This is a genomic window from Rhodanobacter sp. FW510-R10 (assembly GCF_058781105.1).
Genome location: NZ_JBYSWL010000001.1, coordinates 874,056 through 889,917 on the forward strand (window position 1 = coordinate 874,056; position 15,862 = coordinate 889,917).

Below are 15,862 nucleotides of genomic sequence, written 5' to 3' on the forward strand. Positions count from 1 at the left end.
GGGAGCAGCGGATAGGGCGGCTATTTGCCGATGGTGAAGGTACGGGTGTCGACTGGCGTGCCGTCGACGGAGATTTGCACGTCGTACTTGCCCTCAGGCCACAGGTCCGGATTGTGCAGGGTGAACGTGGTGGTCGCCGGGCCATCACTGGCCAGGCGCTGGGTAACGCTGCTGATCAGTTGGCCGGCGCCTTCCAGGTAATGCCAGCGCGCGTTGAGGGCGATGCCAGACGTCGTACCGGTACTGGCCACGCTGGCGTAGATGGTCTTGTCGTCAGGAGCGAAATGCGTGGCCGGCTCGCGGATGTGCTGCGCCCCGTCGACCGCGTTGCCAAGCGTGACGCTGCGGACTTTGAATGCCGAGGCGGCCGCTGCCGGCGCGGCGGTGGCGGGGGACTTGGCGCTGGAGCCGGCGCGCGCGGGCGGCGGGGTGGTGGCGGGTTGCGCTGTTTCCGGTGCGGTCGTGGCCTTGCCCACATTCCCCGGCGTCCCGGGCGTGCTCTTGCCGCAGGCTGCAAGCGTGGCGGCCAGCGCCAGGCACAGCAGCGCACCGGCCGGCTTGCCGCCCAGCATGGTGGCGTGATCCGGCGCGCGGGCGGTCGGAGTCTTTGGCGCTGGCCGGTGGTCGTGGTCGAGCATGCCGCGAGGGTAGCGCGCAAGATGTGAACCGGGCCTGCCCCGCGACCGGGGCAGGGCAGCGCCCGCCCTGGCCGCTTGGTATAGGCTCGGCTTTTCCCCGTCGTGCTGGTCAGGAGGACACCCCATGCAGCTGCGCAGTGACAACTTTGCCGGTGGCCAGGCCATTCCGAGCGAGTTCGCGTTTGGCAAGGCGGCCGCCACGTTCGCGCTCTCGGACAACCGCAGCCCACATCTGGCGTGGAAGGGCGTGCCGGAGGGCACGCGCTCGTTCGTGCTCACCTGCATCGACACCGACGTGCCCAGCCGCGGCGACGATGTGAACCAGGCTGGGCGAAGCGTGCCGGCCAATCTGCCGCGCGTGGAGTTCGTGCATTGGCTGATGGCGAACATCCCGCGCGAATGCGGCGAGCTGGCGGCCGGTGCCTGCAGCGACGGCGTCACCGCGCGCGGCAAGCGCTCGCCCGTGGGGCCACCGGGCAGCGTGCAGGGCGTCAACGACTTCACCGGCTGGTTTGCCGGCGACCCCGACATGGGCGGAACCTACCTCGGCTACGACGGTCCGTGCCCACCCTGGAACGACGCGCTGCTGCACCACTACCACTTCGTGCTGTCGGCGCTGGACGTCGCGGCCCTGTCGCTGGCGCCCGGTTTCGACCTCCCGGCCCTGCGTGCGGCCATGGCCGGCCACGTGCTGGCAGAGGCGGAGCTGGTGGGCACCTACACCCTCAACCCGGCGGTCCGTGCCTGAGGCCAGAAAGAGCGGCGGTCACCCCTCGTTGGGAAGCTGCCCGAAATTGCCCTTGCCCTCAGCCGCCGTCCGGAAACCCATCGGGCTCGCCGATCGGAGCACCCGGCGGTACCGCGACGCTGCGCGAGTGCTGGTTCTGCAGCAGCTTGGCGAGTTGCTGCGGGTCGAGCAACTGGCGCGACAGGCTCGCCGCCCATGCGCGTTCCTCGGCGCTGCCCCTGCGCGCGGCGAGCGCGGTGGCCACGTCGTGCACGCGCTGGTCCAGCGCGGCGGCGACGCCGGGCGTGGTCTTCGGGTTGTGCGCGACCTGGGCCATGGTGATGAGCGTGCGGTAGGCGATGCGCTGGGTCAGTGCGTCGGGAGTCCGCTCGGGCAGCGTGGCTGCCAGCAGGCGGTCAAGCACCTCGCCCACGCCGAGCGCATTGGAATCGAGCGCGTGCTGTGCTTCCACCCGCGCCAGGCGCTGCGGTGCCAGCAGGGCATCCAGGGTCAACTCGGCGGCGGTGTCGGTCGCCACCAGCGGATCGAAGACGTTGCCGGCCGAACCGCCGAAGAGCTCGGTTGAGAACTGCCGGTTCTGACTGCCGTTGCGCGCCGCCGACAGCAAGGGCACCAGCTTGGCCGGTACGCGCAATTGATCAGGGACGAGGGTGCCGAGCACCGCCGCCAGCGCGGCGCGCTGGGCCTGCGGCGCGACCGGCGCGGAGACTTCGCGGCCACCGCCGTTGACGGCGTAGGTCATCTCCACGCCGCCGATCGCTTTCGCTGCCGCGACCATCTGGTAGCGGTGGAGCAGCCAGATCGGCACGAAGCGCCGCTGCAGGTTGGCCATTGGCTCGCCCGGCGCCAGTTCGGCCAGGCCGAAATGGTCGATCGCCTGGCGGCGCACGCCCATCAGGCGCGTGAGCTCGGCGGCGGCATCGGTGCCGTCATCCCACAGCGAGGCCCAAGGCTGCGCCGTATCGTCGGCGCGGGCGTTGTTGTCGGCAATGAAGCGCAGTCCCGAGGCGACGATGGCCGTGGCTTTCGCCCAGGCGGCCTGGTCCGGGTCGACGCCGGGGGCTGGCTGGCTGTAGAGCCAGTCGACCGTGGCCATGTCCCAGCGACCGACGCCGCTTGCATAGGCCTCACTGAGATCGATGCGGCCATCGACGAGTTTGACGCGCGGCGGCGGGTAATCCATCACCGAGGCACGGTCCTGCGTGCTCGCCGCAAAGTTGTGCGCGAAGCCGATGGTGTGGCCCACCTCGTGCGCACCAAGCTGGCGGATGCGGCCGAGCGCCGCCTGCACGGGGTCGTTCGGGCCGCCCTTGCCCATCTGGCCGGCGCCGACCAGGCCTTCCAGGATCTGGATGTCCTGGCGCGCGCGCAGCGAACCGATCACCACCATGCCCTTGACGATCTCGCCGGTGCGCGGGTCGGTGATCTGCTGGCCGTACGACCAGCCGCGCGTCGCACGGTCCACCCAGTTGACGACGTTGTAGCGCACGTCCATCGGGTCGACGTCGGGCGGCAATACCTTGACCTGGAACGCGTCGATATAGCCGGCCGCATCGAACGCCTTGGCCCACCAGCCGACGCCATCGAGCAGGGCTTGGCGGATCGGCTCGGGCGCGTGGCTGTCGATGTAGTAGACGATGGGCTTGCGCACGCGCGAGCGGGCGGCCGTGGGATCGAGCTTCTCCAGCCGGAAATGGTTGGCGTAATCGTGCACCACGTCGCTGCCGAGGGGCGCGCCGAAGTCCACGACCTGCGTGGCCGAGCCGCCGACGCGCGGATCGAACTGGCGCGGCTTGAAACCTGGCGCGGGCAGGCGCACCAGGCTGTGGTGCACGGTGAAGCTGACCTGCCCGGCATCGGGCGCGATGTTCGCGACTTCGGCGCCAGGTGTCTTCGAGACGAAGGTCTGCACCGCGTCCGCTTCCACGTTGTCCGGGAACACCTTGACCGAACCCGCATCGGCCGCGCTCAGCTTGGCGTCGAGCGTGAAGCCCTTGCCTGCCCCTTGTGCACCGCCGCCGGTACCGAAGCGGTCGCCGCTCTGGTCGAGTGACTGCGCGATGCCGAGCGTGTCGGCGGCGAGGAAGCCGGAGATGTCCACCACGATGCTGCCGTCGGGCAGGGTGGTTGCGATGTCACCCATCCAGACGATCGAGGTTGCGAAATCCGGGCTCGGCGTCGCGCCCTCGCCCGCGGCACGGAAGCGCGGATTCTCGAAGACCGCGGCGAGCTTCTTGCCGTAGCGCCGGAATGCGATCAGCTGCGTACGCCCGACGCGCCCACGGTCGAGGAAGGTCGGCGCCGAGCCCAGGCCGGTGCGTAACGACGTGGCGTAGAGGAAGCGTCCCGAAATGCCGTCGGCACCCGCGGCGGGTAGGGTGACCAGGATGCGTCCGTCGCGCGCATCGACGTGCACTGGCAACAAGCCCTCCATCGCCGTCGTGTGCTGGAAGACGTCCTGCGAGGCCTTTGCCGAGCTGGGGCTGGTCTCCTGCGCGGTGGCCGCCGTGGCGCACCCTGAGCACAGGCCGCCAATGGCCATGGCCAGCACTGCGACGGCAAAGACCCTGCCAGAAACTCGATACATGTTGGTTATCCCCGACGGTGGTTGCCGATCCAAGCTGCAGGACCGGATGTAGGCGGCCAGGTCCCCGTGATCCAGCGCCTCCACGAATATACGCGATTTGGCCCGAGTCGGTGACCACGTGCCGCGCGGTGGCTTGGCGTCGCGGCGACCTGTGCCCGGCGCTCAGCGTTGACAGCCGGAGATGGCATGGACTAGGTTCGAAGCCGGTCGGCCCAGGGGCCAGTCCGCCGATTCCGTTCGATACAAGGCGCTTGTCCGCTGGGTCGTGACGAGCAGCGGGCGCTCGTACGCCGGGGGAAGCCGGGGACGCATGAAGGTGTATTCGCCAGGCAACCGCCATCGCCGTCTTGGGCTGACCGCGCCAGTAAAACCCGCTCTTTCACCACTTGTCAGGGACCACCCATGAAAGCGAATCGACTTGCCATTGCCCTCGCGGCAGCACTGTTCTGCTCCATGCCCGCGTTGGCAGCCGGACCGGATGAGCACAAGACCGCGCCGCCGGTATCCAGTGCGACGCTGCCTGCCACGCAGCTGATCCAAACGCTCATGAAGCCGCAGTCCTCACTCACGCGCGGCCGCGTGACGGTCAACGGCAAGGCGATCGATTACCAGGCCGAGGCCGGCACGCTCGTGCTCGATGGCACCGGCGTCAACGAAAGCGTCCCCGAGGTCGCGATCGGCTACGTCGCGTATTTTCGCCAGGGCGCGGCACCGGCGAACCGGCCGATCACCTTCATCTACAACGGTGGCCCGGGTTCGGCCACCATGTGGCTGCACATGGGTTCGTTTGGCCCCAGGCGCGTCGTGACCAACGACGACACGCACACGCCTGCCGCGCCGTACCAGATCGTCGAGAACCAGTACAGCCTGCTCGACGCCAGCGACCTGGTGTTCATCGACATGCCGGGGACCGGATTTGGACGGCTGTTGCCGCAAGGTGCCGACGAGAAGGCACGTGCCGAGAGCCAGAAGAAACTGGCCAAGGAATATTGGGGCGTCGACCAGGACGCGCAGGCGTTTGCGCGCTTCGTCACCCAGTTCCTGTCCACGCACAACCGCTGGAATTCGCCGAAGTACCTGTTTGGGGAAAGCTACGGCACACCGCGTTCGGCGGTCCTCGCCAACGTGCTGACGACGCAATACAACGTCGAGCTCAACGGCGTCATGTTGCTTTCGTCGATCCTCAATTTCTCCTTGAGCGTGGACGGGGCGGACAGCAACCCCGGCGTGGACTTGCCCTATGTCGTGGGCTTGCCGACCTATGCGGCAACCGCCTGGTATCACAAGAAGCTGCCGAAGTATGCCAATGCCACGGTGGAGCAGGTGGTGGATGACGCGATCAAGTTCGCCCGCAGTGATTTCCAGCAGGCCCTGCTGGCCGGCGGCACCCTGGACCCGGCGCAAAAGCAGGACGTGGCGCAGAAGCTCAGCGACCTGATCGGCCTGCCGGTGGCGTATCTCGTCAAGGCCAACCTGCGGGTGGACGGCGGCATGTTCGAGCAGCAGTTGCTGGGCGACACCGACACCACGGCCGGGCGCCTGGACTCGCGCTTCACCGGCCTCAGCATCGATCCGCTGGCCAAGTCGCGGGGCTACGATCCGCAGTCGGCAGCGATCAGCGGGGCCTACGTTGCCGCGTTGAACACCTATATGCACAACGACCTCAAGTTTGGCGACGGTTGGGTGTATCGGCCTTCCGCCCGCGTCGCCCCCAATTTCCGCTGGGACTACAACCGGGCGCCTGCGCCTGGCCGAGGCGGCTTCTCGCGGTCCATGGCATTGAACGTCCTGCCGGATCTGGCGCACGCGATGAAGTTCAACTCCAACCTCAAGGTGCTGTTGATGGGGGGGTATTACGACATCGCCACACCGTTCTACACGGCGATCTACGAACTCGAGCACCTGCCTATCCAGGACTCCCTGCGCAAGAACATCAGCTACAAGATGTATCCCTCGGGGCACATGGTCTATGCCCACGTGCCGTCGTTGGAGAAGATGCATGGCGACGTCGCTCAATTCATCGAGTCGACCAGTCGGGCTGCGCGCTGACCGCCACCCGCGGGCGCGGAGCGATGGAGCCCCCGGCAGCCTCGTGTAGCGGGACTGCCGGGACAGTGGCGCGGCAGCGGCCGGTGGACTAGCCTGCAGGCTTCCTTACGGGGCTCGGGGACTTTATGCGCAAGGCATGGAAGTGGCTTGGCCGCCTCGTGGGCGGCGTGGTCGTGCTGTTGGTGGTGGTGCTGGCGACGGCCTATGGGCTGAGCGAACGGCGCATGGCCAAGGTGTATCACGTCCAGACGGTATTGCCGCCGGTTCCCACGGACGCCGCGGCTGTTGCACGTGGCGCCCATGTCGCGCAGACCCGAGGTTGCACCGATTGCCACGGGCATGATCTCGCCGGTGCCACGTTCATCGACGATCCGGTGTTCGCCCGCTTCTCCGGCCCCAACCTGACGGCCGCTGGCCCCGGCGGCGGGCTCACGGATATGGACCGGGTGCGCGCCATCCGCCATGGCGTGGCGCCGGACGGCCGCTCGCTGCTCTTCATGCCGGCTCAGGATTTCAGCGGCCTCAGCGATGCGGACATGGGCGATCTGCTGGCGTACTTGCACAGCATCCCTGCAGTCCAGCATTCGACACCGGCAAACCGCGTCGGCCCGATTGCGCGCGTGTTGTTTGAGCTTGGGGAGATGCCCCTGCTGCCGGCGGAGATCGTCGACCATGCCGCGGCCGCCAAACCGGTGCAGGCCCTGTCGGTGGGTCCGACTGCGGCGTATGGCGGCTACCTCGCCACGAGTTGCGCCGGCTGCCACCATGAGGATTTCGCCGGCGGCCATGTGGCCGGGACGCCGGCGAGCTGGCCCGACGCTGCGAATCTCACTACCGGCGCGGGCGGTCTGGCCGACTGGAGCGAGGCCGACTTTCGCACTGCGCTCCGCGAGGGTATAGCGCGGGGCGGCCGGAAACTGCAGACCGACTACATGCCGGTGCGCGTCACGCGCAATTTCACCGACCAGGAAATCAGCGCACTGTATGCCTACCTGCGCTCCCTGCCGGCCAGGCCGCAACGGCACGGGTCGTGACTCACTAACCATTTGGTTGCCGGGCCATCCGCCCGGCGAAGCCTGACCATGCCGTCCGGCCGGGCGCGGCTGCGCACCCCCGCGCGGCCGCTGATCTTCACATGGGCATGGCAAGTGCTGTGGCTGAATGGCGTGGCCGGTCGACTGGCCGTGCCAAGCGCGACTTGATGCCACTTGCATTACCCGAGGACATTGTCATGCTCTATTACGCTCTGGTTTTCCTGATCATTGCCATCATTGCTGCGGTACTGGGTTTCGGTGGGATTGCCGGTGCCGCGGCCGGAATCGCCAAGATCCTGTTCGTGGTCTTCCTGATTCTGGCCATCATTGCGTTCTTCCGCCGGGCAACCTGATACCCACCTCAGCGCTGACCGGCCCCATACCCAACCGGAGTACTCATGAACAACCAGGATTCTCCAATCGAACCGAAAGTTGCGGGTTCGCGCATTGACGAACATGCGGAGCGGGTCAAGCAGGCCACGTCCAAGGTGGTGGCCGGGACCAAGGAGGCCGTCGACCGCGCGGCCGAGCGTGTCGATCGCGCCGCCGACCGCGTGGAGGAAGGATTGCACCGCACCACCGACAAGGCTGCCGGTGCCGCGCACCGCGCCAGCGACAAGGCTGCGGATCTCGGCGAGCGCGGGCGCGAGGCCTATGCCCGGACCGCGGACCAGACCGAAGCGTGGCTGGAGGCCGCACGCGATTATGTGCGCGACAAGCCCGTGCAGTCCGTCGCCATTGCGCTCGGCGCAGGGTGGTTGCTGGGACGCATCCTGCGTCGTTGAGGGCGCAACATCGGAGTGGTGCATGGCGATGGACGAGGAGTCGCCCGGAGCGCCCCCGGCGCAGCCGGGATGGTGGGCCGAACTGACCGAGCTCGGCCGCGCGTTCAAGCAGTTGTTGGGCGCGCAGTGGGCGTTGCTGCGGGCCGAGGTGGACTTGGCCCGCAGTGCGGTGTGGTGGCTGCTGATGGCCGGCCTGGCGGCAATGGTGGCTGGGGTCGGCTTTGGCTTGACGGTGCTGGCCCTGGTTGGTGTGGCCCTGGCCAAATGGTGGGGATCCTGGCTGTTGGCGTTGTTGGCGCTGGCACTCCTGCAGTTGGTGTTCCTGCTGGCCGCGATCGCGTTGTTCCGGCGTTGTCTGCATTGGTTGAGCTTGCCGCGCAGCCGCGAGCATGGTGCCCGCCTGCTGCGCGATTCCCTGCACGCGGGGCGCGCGACCACGGGGCCGCCGACCGCCGCGCCCAAGGATCCCACGGCCAGGGCCGCGGACGTGGAAGCGCCGTGAAGGTCTTTCGCCGCATCACTGCGGTGCGGGTGGCGCATGCAGATGCGGAGTCGGCACGCCGGCGGTGGCATACTGCGGTTGGCAGCTTGGCCTCGCGCGCGCGCGCGCATGTGGTGCTGATGTTGGGAATCGCCGCCGGCATCGGCCTGGTCATGGGCCGCTGGAAACTGCGCCCGTGGCGCATCCCCGGCTTGGGGGCGCTGCTGGGCGGTGGCGTCGCAGAAGGCGTGGCCGTTGCCGCGCGATTGATCGATGGCTTTGGTGCGACAACGCGTGCGGCGGCGGACGAGGTTGCCGAGGGTGGGCATGATGGGGACAAACGGGGCAGCTGAGCTTGCGACCGGGGTCATGGGCACCGGGCCGTTGGCTGCCGGCGGTCCCGAGGCCACTGCGTCTGCGGCCGGTGACATTCCCCCCGCGGAGCGCTCCCCATTGCAGCCGGCAAGGCCACGCGCGCGGGCCATGCGCAGCCTGCGCCGACACGTCCGGGCGATCCGCCTGGTGCTGAATGCCATGCTGTTCCTCGCCTTGCTGTATACGGTCGCCATCACCAAGGTATTGCTCATACCGCTGGTGTTGGCCGCCTTCATCGCCTTGGCGCTCAATCCGGTGGTTGCCGTCGCCGGGCGGCGGTTGCACATCCCGCGCTGGCTGACGGCGGGCCTGCTGATGCTGAGCTTGCTGGCCGGGATGGGAGCGGGTACCGCCTTGCTGGCTCAGCCGGCGATGGGCTGGTTCCATGGCGCCCCGGCGGCGATCAAGTCCTTCGTGCCCCAGCTTCGCCGTGTGACCAAGCCGCTGGAAGCGGCAAACCGGGCTACGCAGACCCTGGTCACCGGTACCAGTCGCGTGCGGCCGGTCGAGTCCGCCTCCATTTCCATCACACCCTGGGGCGTGGTTTCCACCGCCCCCAGGATCCTGGCCGCGATCCTTGGCGTGGTCCTGCTCGTGTTCTTCTTCCTGACCTACGGCGACACGATGTTGCGGCGCCTGGTCGAAATCACCCCGGGCTTTGCCTACAAGCGCTACGCGGTCGAGATTGCCCGCGATATCCAGACCGAGATCTCGCGTTACCTGCTCACGGCCTTCTCGATCAACGCTGCGCTGGGCGCAATCACCGCCGGCATGCTTACGTTGTATGGCGTACCCGATGCGCTGTTGTGGGGCACGGTCGCCATGTTCGCGAACTTTGTCCCGTATGTCGGCGCCATGTTCACCACTATCCTGCTCGCGGTGGTGAGCATGTTGTATGCGCGGGACGTCAACCTGGACGTCTTCCTGCCGCCGCTCACCTTTGCCGCGATCACCGCGCTGGAGGGCAACATCATCACCCCGCTGATCCAGGGTCGCAGCATGCGCCTCAGCCCAATCGCGATCCTGCTCTGGCTCTTGCTGTGGGGGTGGCTGTGGGGTATTCCAGGCGCGCTGCTGGCAGTGCCCATGCTGACCTGCGCCAAGCTGGTTTGCGAGCGCGTGCGCGGCTGGACCTGGTTTGCGGTCATCGTGGGCCGCTGACGTCCCTCAACCGCCGGCAGGCAGCCACAGCAGCAAGGCAATCCCGAGCGCGATGCGGTACCACGCAAACGGGGTGAAGCGGTGCCCGACGATGTAGCCGAGCAGCCACTTCACGGCAATGAAGGCGACCACCAGGGACACGACGAAGCCGACGCCCAGCGCGGTCCAATCCTCGTGCACCGCCCGGCCGCTGCCGAGTACTTTCAGCAACTCGTAGCCGGTCGCGGCATACATCGTCGGGATGCCGACCAGGAACGCAAACTCGGTGGCCGCGCTTCGGTTGCTGGTGCCAAACAACATCGCCGCGAAGATCGTTGCGGCTGAGCGCGACGTGCCTGGAAAGATGCCGGCCAGCATCTGTGCGATGCCGACCAGCACGGCGACGCGCCACGTCACCGCGCTGCGGTCTGGCTGTCGCGCCGCCATGTGCTCTGCCCCCAGCATCCAGATGCCGCCAATGACCAGGGCCCAGGCAATCGGCGTGACGGTCTTGGGGAGCTCGAAACCAAGCTTCACCGCGACCAGGCCAAGCACGGCAGTGAGGAGGAACGCCGTGGTCAATTTCACCAGGTAGTCGCGGTTTTCCCGCTCCCGCCAGCGCGTCAGCAACTGCCAGATGCGCTTCCAGTAGATCAGGGTGACCGCCAGGATCGCGCCAGCCTGGATGCCGATGTTGAACAGGTCCGAGCGCGTCCCGAGTCCCAGCCGCTCGGCAATCAACAGATGCCCGGTGCTGGAAATCGGCAGGAATTCGGTGATGCCTTCGATGATGCCGAGGGCGATGACATGGAGGAGATCGGTCACAGGGACGTCCGTTTGCCGTGGGACACCGATTGGCATGGCCACGGTGCGCAGCCCCATAGCTTACGGGGATTGCGGTCGTGGCGGTGGGCCGCTCTCCGGCGCGGCGCGACGCCCGCGCATGGGCGCTGGCTCTGAGCCGCGGCGTGCCGTGAAGAGTGCCCAGCTCGCTTGCGCACGGTGGCGTGTGGGCAGCGGTGCGTTGTCGCTGGCGCTGTGCGGCGTCAACAAGCCGCCTTGAATTTAACCAGGGAAGCGCGTAGAAGGTAACAATTCGTAAACGCGATGGACGGCTATACGGCGAATAACACCGTGCTAACATCGGGCAGGATCAGCGTTGAGCGTCGCCTTCGAGGCATGCCACGCTGAGTCACGGAAACGGCAGTTTCACAGGGACGAATGCGCGGGGTCGTCTTGCGGGACGACACCAAGCAAGGGTGCGCGGGGTGTTGCGGGGCAAGCCTGCCGATCGGTATTGCAGGTCTCGGGGCACGCGGGTTTTGGGGCTGACGGTCTGCGGCTGCGGGACCGTGCGGCATTCGTATGCACTGAACGGTAAACGACCTTCACGTTGACGGGGAACCATACATGACGACGATTTTACGACGAGGCAAACTTGCGCTTTCGCTGTCCTTGGCGTTGGCGGCCGGCGCTGCCATGCAGAGTTCGGTGCTGTTTGCCCAGGCCGCGCCGGCGGCGGGGGCCGACACGCAGGCGCAGGCCTCCCAGACCATCAATCTGCAAGCCGTGCAAGTGACCGGCACGCGCATCAAGGGCGCCGACATGGCGACCCAGGTTCCAGTGCTCACGATTTCCGGCGAGACGCTGCAAAAGACCGGCCTGACCAGCATCGGCGACATCCTGCAGCAGGTTACTTCGGCCGGTGCGGCGCTGAACACCAAGTTCAGCATGCCGGGCAACTTCGGCGCCAACCCCAACGGCGGCGGCGCCGGCGCGGGTTCGGCGGCCATGGACCTGCGCAACCTCGGTTCAGGGCGCATCCTGGTCCTCGTCGACGGCCTGCGCTGGGTGAACGAGACCTCGGGTTCGGGCATGTCCGGATCGGTGGACTTGAACACCATCCCGGCCAGCATCATCGACCGCATCGACATCCTGCAGGACGGCGCCTCGTCGCTGTACGGCTCGGATGCCATTTCCGGCGTGGTCAACATCATCACCAAGCGCACGCAAGACGGCGCGGCGGCCAGCACCTATTTCGGCACGTATCCCAGCATCAATGGGCAGGCCACGCAGTCCGATCTTTCCTTTGGCCACACCGGGGACCGCTTCCAGTTCTTCACCGACCTGAGCTACGTGACGCAAAGCCAGATCGAAGGCGCCGACTGGCACCGTACCCGCAACGAATGCGTCGCCGGTACCGGGACGGCCAACTGTAGTTCGACCCAGCCCTGGGGCCGCTATACGTTTGTCGATCCGTCCGGGGTTCGACATGATCTGGCCCAGAACCAGAACTTTACCGGCAACGTCGCCAGCTACCCGAACGATTTCCACAAGTTCGGCACGCCGGACCGCTACAACTACGGTCCGGTCAATGCCTTGCTGACACCGAATGACCGCTACGCGTTGTTCACCAGCTTGCGCTACGACCTGACGCCGTCAATCACCTGGTATGTGCGCGGCCTGTACAACAATCGGCGGTCGATGACGGATGCAGCGCCCAACTCCTTCTCCTATGGCGCGAATTCCACGAATCCATTTTCCCTGGCCTCGGTGATATCCAAGGACAATCCATACAATCCATTTGGCTTTGACCTGAATCCGCAGACCAACCTGATCAACATCAGCAAGCGCATCGTCGAGGCAGGCAAGCGCATCTTCAATCAGACGGTCGACACGGCGCAGCTCGATACCGGGCTGCAAGGCATGTTTGGCTTGGGCGACCGCGACTTTTCCTGGGATGTCAATTTTGCCCGCGGCAGCAACAAGGCGAGCCAGACGACGCGGGGCATCTTCAATACCTTGCATGTGAAGAACGCGCTCGGTTCGGCGGCATCGTGCGCCGCCATCTACCAATGCGTCCCGCTCAACCTGTTCGGGCCGCCCGGCGCGATCACCCCGGACATGCTCAATTACCTGAAGTACATCGCGGTCGATCGTAGCCAGAACCAGCTCACCGACTGGACGGCGAACCTGTCCACCGACAACCTGATCAGCCTGCCGGCAGGTGGACTCGGTGTCGCCACCGGTATCGAGCATCGCCATCTCTACGCCGACTACATCCCGGACGCCGTGGGCATCGCGACTGGCGGTATCGCGCAGCCGGCGCAGGGTGAGTACTCGGTCAACGAGGCGTATCTCGAAGTCAATGCACCGCTGCTGGCCAACCTGCCAGGTGTCAAGTCGCTCAACCTGTCGGCTGCCACGCGCTACTCCAACTACTCCACGTTTGGCAGCACGACGAACAGCAAGTTCGGCTTGCGTTGGCAGGTCTACGATGACCTGGTGCTGCGTGGCACCTGGGCCGAGGGTTTCCGTTCGCCCTCGATCGGTGAATTGTTCGGCTCGCCGTCAACGTTCAATCCCACGCTGCAGGATCCTTGCTCGGCGCAGTTCCTGACCAGCCCGCAGGTCACCGCGAACTGTCGGGCCCTGGGCGTGCCGGAAGGCTATTCGCAGAACAACATCCAGATCGGTACCCGCACCGGCGGCAATCGCAACCTCAAGCCGGAAACCTCCACCAGCTTGACCCTGGGCGCCGTGTACAGCCCGGGCTGGGCGCAAAACCTGGCCTGGTCCAGCCGGCTGGACTTCACGCTGAACTACTACCACATCCTGCTCAGCAACGCGATCCAGCCGCCCGATGCCAAGACCGAGCTCGTCAACTGCGTGGCCAGCGGCAATCCGAATGATCCGGACTGCCTCGCCGTCGTACGTTCGCGTACGGGCGACATCCAGTACATCAGCGCGGTGTTGCGTAACCTGGGCCGCATCGACACCTCAGGCTTCGACTTCAGCATCGACTGGCGCAGTCCGGAAACCAGCGTTGGCACGTTCACCGCAAACTGGACCAACACCTACGTGTCCACGTTCCGTGCCTATGACGCGACTGGCACGCAGCAGCCGCAGCGCGTCGGTGCTGAATTGAGCGACAGCTCGATCCCTTGGCTGGTGTCCAACCTGCAATTGGGCTGGGCGCGCAAGGCCTGGAGTGTCACCACCATCCTGCGTTACAAGGGACCGGTCAAGGAAGATTGCGGCCCGGCGAAGGCGTTCCCGATCTGCAACGATCCCACGCCAGTACCGTTCCGCCCGAACGGGACGCATTACATGGGCACGTTCATTACGCAGGACTTGCGCGCCAGCTGGAAGGTACCGACGAGCCTGGACTTGACGCTCATCGCGGGCATCAACAACCTCTGGGATCGTCAGCCGCCAGTGTGCGTGTCCTGCTCGCTGAACAGCTACGACGCCCACACCTACCCGTTGCCTGACCGCTACGGCTACATCCAGGCCAAGGTCAAGTTCTGATTGGTGCAGTGTCCCGGCCTGCAGCTTCAATGCAGGCCGGGATTCCCCCGTGCGCCCGGCGCCGCGGCGGCATCGTCCGCGGGGGCGGATATGTTATCGTCGAATTTCGCGGTCCTCGGGACAGGGACTCGAGGCGCTTCGGGTGGCCAGGGTGCAAGGGCTGCAAGCGAGTGCATGGCTGGTGACCATTGGCACTCACGGCTGCCTGCGCTGGAGTGCATTGTGCTGTGGGGCAAGTCGGCGGACATCGCCGCAGGGTATTGCGGATGTTGTTCTCCCCGGCACCCCTGACGTAGGCAGACGATGGGATTGTTTCAGCCAGCCCCGGAACCGCGGCCTGAGTCGCGGTGACAGGATCGCAAAACCCACTTTGAGGAAGTCTTCATGGGACCAACCGACTCGGTAAGCTCAAGCCGCCGACGTTTTCTGCAGGCTTCGGCCCTGGGTGCGGCGGCGGTGCCGGCGATGCTGCTTGGTGGCACGGCGCTGGCGGCGCAGGGTGCGGCCGAGCCCAAGCTGCCGCCATCCATCATGGCGCTGCAACCAGTCACCTCCAAGATCGTGCCGATCACCGACGATGAGCGCCGGGCGCGGCTGGCCAAGGCCCAGCGGCTGATGGCCGAGAACAAGATGGATGCCGTCTTCATGGATGGCGGGACCACGATCAACTATTTCACCGGCATGCGTTTTGGCAACAGCGAACGCCTGATGGGCATGGTCTTGCCAAAGTCGGGCGACCCGGTCTACATCACCCCGGCGTTCGAGGAAGCCCGCGCGCACGAACAGATCAAGTTCGGCCATGAGGTGCGCACCTGGCAGGAACACGAGGATCCCTACCGCCTGGTGGCCCAGGTGATGGCCGAGCAGCACGCGGCGACCGGCACGCTGGGCATCGAGGAGCGGGTGCCGTTCTTCCGCTCGGCCGGAATTGCCGCGGCCATGCCGCAGGCGCGGCTGGTGGTGGCCACGCCGGTGACCGCCGGCTGCCGCGCGGTCAAGAGTCCGGCCGAGCTGGCGCTGATGCAGATTGCCTGCGATGCCACGCTGTCGGTGTATCACGCGGTGTGGGCGGGACTCCAGCCCGGCATGACCCAGCAGCACGTCTCGGCCTGGGTCGATGCGGCCTACAAGCGTCTTGGCGTACGCGGCTTTGCGAGTGTCAACGTGGGTGAGTTCACCGCGCAGCCGCACGGCTCGATCGTGCCGCAGCACATCGTCGAGGGCACGCCGGTGATGCTCGATGACGGCTGCTACGTGGAAGGCTACCTCAGCGACCTCACCCGCACCTTCACCCTGGGCAAGCCCAGCGACAAGATGAAGAGGGTGTTCGACATCGTGCGCAACGCGCAGACGGCGGCGCTCAAGGCCGCCCGTCCGGGCGCCGCCATGGAATCGGTGGATGCGGCGGCACGCAAGGTCGTGGTCGACGCCGGCTATGGTCCGGACTACAAGTACTTCAGCCACCGGCTCGGCCACGGCATCGGCATGGACATGCACGAGTGGTATTACTTGGTGCGCGGCAACAAGCGCCAGATACAGCCGAACATGACCTTCAGCGACGAACCCGGCATCTACATCGCCGGCGAGTTCGGCGTGCGCCTGGAAGACGACATGCACATCACCGAAGACGGCGCGCGCTGGTTCACCCCGCAGAGCCCGTCGCTGGAGCATCCGTTCGGCTGAGGCGTGGGGTGCGGGGCACGCTGCGCAGGCG

General features: G+C 66.5%; 13 protein-coding genes. 10 read left to right on the plus strand and 3 right to left on the minus strand.

All coding sequences use genetic code 11. From position 1 onward, the window contains the following. Positions 1-20 precede the first annotated feature (20 nt). On the minus strand, positions 21-638 hold the full coding sequence (locus AC3WJB_RS03625) for a hypothetical protein (RefSeq protein WP_492678804.1): 618 nt from the start codon (positions 636-638) through the stop codon (positions 21-23). A gap of 124 nt (positions 639-762) precedes the next feature. On the opposite strand from AC3WJB_RS03625, the gene AC3WJB_RS03630 reads away from it, so the two are divergent. Beyond that, on the plus strand, positions 763-1,386 hold the full coding sequence (locus tag AC3WJB_RS03630) for a YbhB/YbcL family Raf kinase inhibitor-like protein (protein WP_492678806.1): 624 nt from the start codon (positions 763-765) through the stop codon (positions 1,384-1,386). Positions 1,387-1,444: 58 nt separating this feature from the next. Here the strand turns inward: AC3WJB_RS03630 and AC3WJB_RS03635 are convergent, their stop codons facing one another. Further along, the gene (locus AC3WJB_RS03635; RefSeq protein WP_492678808.1) at positions 1,445-3,973 is read right to left on the minus strand and encodes a zinc-dependent metalloprotease; all 2,529 of its coding nucleotides are present in this window, start codon (positions 3,971-3,973) and stop codon (positions 1,445-1,447) included. Between the two features lie 402 nt (positions 3,974-4,375). Here AC3WJB_RS03635 and AC3WJB_RS03640 point away from each other — a divergent pair, with 402 nt between their 5' ends. From AC3WJB_RS03640 to AC3WJB_RS03670, 7 genes are all read left to right on the plus strand, one after another. Further along, positions 4,376-6,022, plus strand: coding sequence for a S10 family peptidase (locus AC3WJB_RS03640; protein WP_492678810.1), 1,647 nt, complete (start codon positions 4,376-4,378; stop codon positions 6,020-6,022). 125 nt (positions 6,023-6,147) lie between these two features. Further along, positions 6,148-7,056 carry a c-type cytochrome gene (locus tag AC3WJB_RS03645; protein ID WP_492678812.1) on the plus strand — a complete coding sequence of 303 codons (909 nt, stop codon included), beginning with the start codon at positions 6,148-6,150 and terminating at the stop codon, positions 7,054-7,056. 197 nt (positions 7,057-7,253) lie between these two features. Beyond that, complete coding sequence (locus AC3WJB_RS03650) at positions 7,254-7,409, plus strand: DUF1328 domain-containing protein (protein WP_492683056.1); 156 nt, start codon at positions 7,254-7,256, stop codon at positions 7,407-7,409. 45 nt (positions 7,410-7,454) lie between these two features. After that, a complete protein-coding gene (locus AC3WJB_RS03655; protein ID WP_492678814.1) occupies positions 7,455-7,841 on the plus strand; it encodes an ElaB/YgaM/YqjD family protein in 387 nt (128 codons plus the stop codon). Positions 7,842-7,863: 22 nt separating this feature from the next. Further along, positions 7,864-8,343 carry an ABC transporter ATP-binding protein gene (locus tag AC3WJB_RS03660; RefSeq protein WP_492678816.1) on the plus strand — a complete coding sequence of 160 codons (480 nt, stop codon included), beginning with the start codon at positions 7,864-7,866 and terminating at the stop codon, positions 8,341-8,343. Beyond that, positions 8,340-8,675: a hypothetical protein gene (locus AC3WJB_RS03665; protein WP_492678818.1), complete on the plus strand. Its 336-nt coding sequence runs from the start codon at positions 8,340-8,342 to the stop codon at positions 8,673-8,675. Before AC3WJB_RS03660 ends, AC3WJB_RS03665 begins: the two co-directional genes overlap by 4 nt. 130 nt (positions 8,676-8,805) lie before the next feature. Beyond that, positions 8,806-9,858: an AI-2E family transporter gene (locus tag AC3WJB_RS03670; RefSeq protein ID WP_492678820.1), complete on the plus strand. Its 1,053-nt coding sequence runs from the start codon at positions 8,806-8,808 to the stop codon at positions 9,856-9,858. Positions 9,859-9,864: 6 nt separating this feature from the next. Here the strand turns inward: AC3WJB_RS03670 and AC3WJB_RS03675 are convergent, their stop codons facing one another. Continuing rightward, a complete protein-coding gene (locus AC3WJB_RS03675) occupies positions 9,865-10,662 on the minus strand; it encodes an undecaprenyl-diphosphate phosphatase (protein WP_492678822.1) in 798 nt (265 codons plus the stop codon). Between the two features lie 585 nt (positions 10,663-11,247). Here AC3WJB_RS03675 and AC3WJB_RS03680 point away from each other — a divergent pair. Both AC3WJB_RS03680 and AC3WJB_RS03685 read left to right on the plus strand, forming a co-directional pair. Beyond that, entirely contained in the window at positions 11,248-14,148 is a 2,901-nt protein-coding gene (locus AC3WJB_RS03680) for a TonB-dependent receptor plug domain-containing protein (protein ID WP_492678824.1), read from the plus strand. A gap of 384 nt (positions 14,149-14,532) precedes the next feature. Then, positions 14,533-15,831 carry a M24 family metallopeptidase gene (locus tag AC3WJB_RS03685; protein ID WP_492678826.1) on the plus strand — a complete coding sequence of 433 codons (1,299 nt, stop codon included), beginning with the start codon at positions 14,533-14,535 and terminating at the stop codon, positions 15,829-15,831. The last annotated feature ends 31 nt before the right edge of the window (positions 15,832-15,862 follow it).